Below are 3,693 nucleotides of genomic sequence, written 5' to 3' on the forward strand. Positions count from 1 at the left end.
AAGAGCGTCAGCTGGGATCTGTCCGCACCTTCAACGAAGCGTCCCATCCGTATCCCCCATCAGGAAACGGAGGAATCCTAGCCGACTCGTGGCTTTTCACACAGCCAGGGTCAAAGGCTGCCCTCGGCAGCCAGCATGCCCTTGGTTGGGTCATCTCTCGGAAGCGGACATCGCCGCGCTCAGGGCTTAGGTCAGCCGCGGGCCATCAACGGACGTCAACCGAAGAAGCTCCGCCCCTATGAGCGCGGTAGATCAAGCTCGAAGATTCGGCCGTAGCCCGCAACCGTCGCCTGCGCGCCTGATAAGCGCAAAGCGCACCAAAAAGCGACTTGGTTTGCAGTCAGAACGGGGCGATCAAGACTATCTTCCAGCGCCTTGATCACGCCAATCGCGCGAAAGCCATTGCCACCAACGAAAACGCCTTCGGCATTCGCCGGTACATGAGAATGGATCCAGTCGTAAAGCTGGTCTGGCTGAATAGCTTGTTGATCCGATGGCAACCCCGCTGGTCCGCTGTGAACGACCTCTAATCCCTCGCTCTGGAAGTAGCCGACACCCTGCTGATCCATTTCAGCCGAGAACCATGGCGGACTGACTAGTGCAACCCGTCTAACGGAGAGTGCAGCCAATGCGGTAACTGCTGCCGCGCACGGGATGACCACCGGGATGCCTCGCGTGCGGGCTTCCAAACGAGACTTGAGCGTCACATCATCGGCTGCGCCTCGCACATAGCTGCTGCTAGTGAAGCCAAAAACAATTGCATGCAATGGCGCCATTGCGAGCATCTCGGCGGCATCATCCACCGCAGGTGGATCGGCAAAGGCGCGCACGGGATTATGGGCAATGGTCGGGTCCATCGTTCCGCCCGGCTTGTAGCCACCGAAAGGAACGCGTGCGGCGTGGATCGAAATTCCGTCAGGAGCGAGCGCGTTGAATTCTGTCTCCGGAACGATGTCGGCATGAGGCGTGAGAACGCCGATCCGTGTCCGCCCCCACCCGTCCGGCTGCCACATGGCCACTCCCCAGCGACAAGATGATCCACGAACGGTATCCGAGATTGGCGTGCCGGTCGATATGTCTGTGGTCCGCTCGGGGTCAAACTGCGACTTCGCCCCTGCACTAGAGCTGGTCCGGTCTGCTCCACATACCGGACGCTAAAGTCGCTCGTGCCAAGGTCAGCAACGGGCCAAGAGGCGACGTAACGCGTCCGGGTCAGCTCGGATCGAGTGGCGGGTCGGGGGACTTGGCCTCGGCCCACCACCAGACCTGAGTGTGCAAGAACAGCTTGATCGCTACCCACGTAACGGATTTCCGAAATTTTTCTATAGGCATCCTGCCCCATCTGCAAAAAATGGCGGTGTCTTTCCCTCTCTTACCTCGGTACGGCATCCGGTCGGCGACGTGGCGCACGACAAATCCACCGTAGGAGCGGCGTCATTGTCAAGGACGGCGGCGCGTTGGCACGCGCAACCTCGATTGGCCCAAGGGCGGCAACGGGAGTCTCTGCAGATGCGGCTGGTGGCATTCCTCGCTGCGGCATCATGCGGCGCGGCGGCAATAATCATCGTCTATCGACTCTATGGCGAGAGGTGATTTCCCTCGCCGGCGTTGCAAGGTCATTCTCCAAAGCATCGTCGTACCGAAACTTTCAGTGCCGCCACCGAGACGCGATGCCAGATTGAGAAGCCAGGAGGCTTGATATGCAATGTGGGGTGATGGCTGGGTTGGTCTCGGGTTGACGTGGGCGATCCTTTGAAGACGACGTCGACCGACTACAAGACCGACTGCCCGTCATGCCACCTCCCGGGTGACGCCTCGGATTGAATCTATGGCATGAAAAATTGCGTGCCCGTTGCACGACATCGAGGCGCATCGATTGCTCACCGGAATAGGATCAATGCAAAACGACTATTTCTGCTGAATTCCGCTTGAGTATATCGAAAATCGAAGCCGGCCGCCGGCCGATCACTGTTTTCAAGGAGACCCCAATGAAAGTTCGTGAGAGATTTGGCGGCGCCAGTCTGGCGCTCGCTGCCGGCGCGGCCCTGATGCTGGCCACTGGCTCCCCTGGAAGCGCCGAGGCTCAAGGCGAGCGCGTGATCGGCTACGTCTACACCACGACCAATGGGGAAGGGATCAACGAAGTCGTCCGGCTGGCGCGTTATGCAAATGGCATGCTCGGCGATGAAAAAACCTACTCGACCTACGTACGCGGCGCCGCAAACCACACGGCGCCGGCGATGGGCGACTACGACGCCCAGGGTCAGACCCAGATCGTCGGCAACGTGTTGCTGACAGCCAATCCCGCATCTCATTCGATCTCGGTGTTCAAGATCGATCGCCCCACCGGTGAGTTGACGCTCACCGGCAACGTTAACTCTTATGGCGACATGCCGGTATCAGTGACCGCCACGCCGATTTCCGGAGAGGTTGGCCAATATTGGGTCGTCGTCGGCAATCAGTGGGGCCAGCCGACGGTGATCTACGGCGGTGACAAGCTGCAGCGCCTACCGAGCGACGCCTTCCTTCGCCAGGACCTAACGAAGGCCGACGCCTCGGACAAGGCCCGTACCATCGAGCTCTACAGGCTTGATGGCGCCAACGGAACGATGACCCACGTCCGCACCTTGGACCACTATCCGCGGGAAAACGGCGGCGTCGCCCAGGTCTCGTTCAGCCCGGACGGCCGGAAGCTGGCTGTATCAACCTGGGGGGTCCCGCACTTCCTGACCGAGGATCCTAAGCTTGAGGAGATGCATCCAAGCCGGGTCTATATGTACGATTTCTCAGGCGGCCAGGTCAGCCACCGGCGCTTCTTCGAAGAGGCCGGCATCGCCGGCACGGTCGGATTCGAATGGGGCCCGCGGGCGGAGCGGCTCTATGTCAGCAATTTCTCGATTACGAACGCCAAAGGCGACAATGGCCTGACCGTGCTGCGGGATGGCGGCGCCAGGCTGACCAAAGTCGAGAACTATCCTACCGGCCAGACCAATCCCAAGGACATCGACGAGGCCTGCTGGACGGTGCTCAGCCCCAAAGGGGATATGCTGTACGTGGTCAGCTACGTGACCAATGTGATCACGCCATTCAAGCTCGATCCGGTCAGTGGCAAGGTTCTGCGGCGTCTGCCCTTGATCACCCGGGGGGCCGGCTACGCTCCCTCCAGCGATTCCAAGGACGTGATTATCTCCAAGGACGGCAAGCACATGTACTGGCTGGGCTCGTTCCAATCCTTTTCGATCAACCTCTACGACCTCGGACCTGACGGGTCGGCTTCGTACAAGGGCCAGTACAGCCCGGAGGCTACTAAAGCCGCCGTTGGCCAGGCCGGGGTCTACGACCTCGGCGGCATCGCCCAGTACGACCTGACTGCCGAGCAGGTTCATCCGGCGGCGAAGTCGAGCCGGCCTAAGACGCGTTGAGGCACCCTTGACCGCCGTCTAGGCATCTACCGGCGGAGCGCGATCGCCGACCACTTCCGCAACGGGTCATTCTCGACCGAACCGGCCTATCTTGCCATCCATCTAATGTCCGCTTCGCTCTGACAGCGACCTGATTGTTCGCGCACGCGAAATGACGTGATGGGCCAGACTCGGACGTGGCCATTTATTCGAGTACCTCCTCGGCGCGGACGAGCAACGCGGGCGGTACCGTCAGGCCCAGCGCCTTTGCGGTCTTGAGATTGATCTTGAG

The 3,693-nt window shown here is 60.5% G+C and carries 2 protein-coding genes; one reads left to right on the forward strand and one right to left on the reverse strand.

Annotated elements, in window-relative coordinates; genetic code table 11:
* Nucleotides 1-236: 236 nt before the first annotated feature.
* Nucleotides 237-1,013, reverse strand: coding sequence for a maleate cis-trans isomerase family protein (locus tag AC630_RS41625; protein ID WP_074124219.1), 777 nt, complete (start codon nucleotides 1,011-1,013; stop codon nucleotides 237-239).
* 975 nt (nucleotides 1,014-1,988) lie between these two features.
* On the opposite strand from AC630_RS41625, the gene AC630_RS41630 reads away from it, so the two are divergent.
* Nucleotides 1,989-3,422, forward strand: coding sequence for a beta-propeller fold lactonase family protein (locus tag AC630_RS41630; RefSeq protein WP_074124221.1), 1,434 nt, complete (start codon nucleotides 1,989-1,991; stop codon nucleotides 3,420-3,422).
* Nucleotides 3,423-3,693 lie beyond the last annotated feature (271 nt).

This window comes from Bradyrhizobium sp. AS23.2 (assembly GCF_001908185.1).
In the GTDB taxonomy this organism is placed as follows: Bacteria; Pseudomonadota; Alphaproteobacteria; order Rhizobiales; family Xanthobacteraceae; genus Bradyrhizobium.

Excerpts from the sequence above, each read along its gene's own strand:
- AC630_RS41625 (WP_074124219.1), bottom strand. The coding sequence starts at position 1,013 with ATGTGGCAGCCGGACGGGTGGGGGCGGACACGGATCGGCGTTCTCACG.
- AC630_RS41630 (WP_074124221.1), top strand. The coding sequence starts at position 1,989 with ATGAAAGTTCGTGAGAGATTTGGCGGCGCCAGTCTGGCGCTCGCTGCC.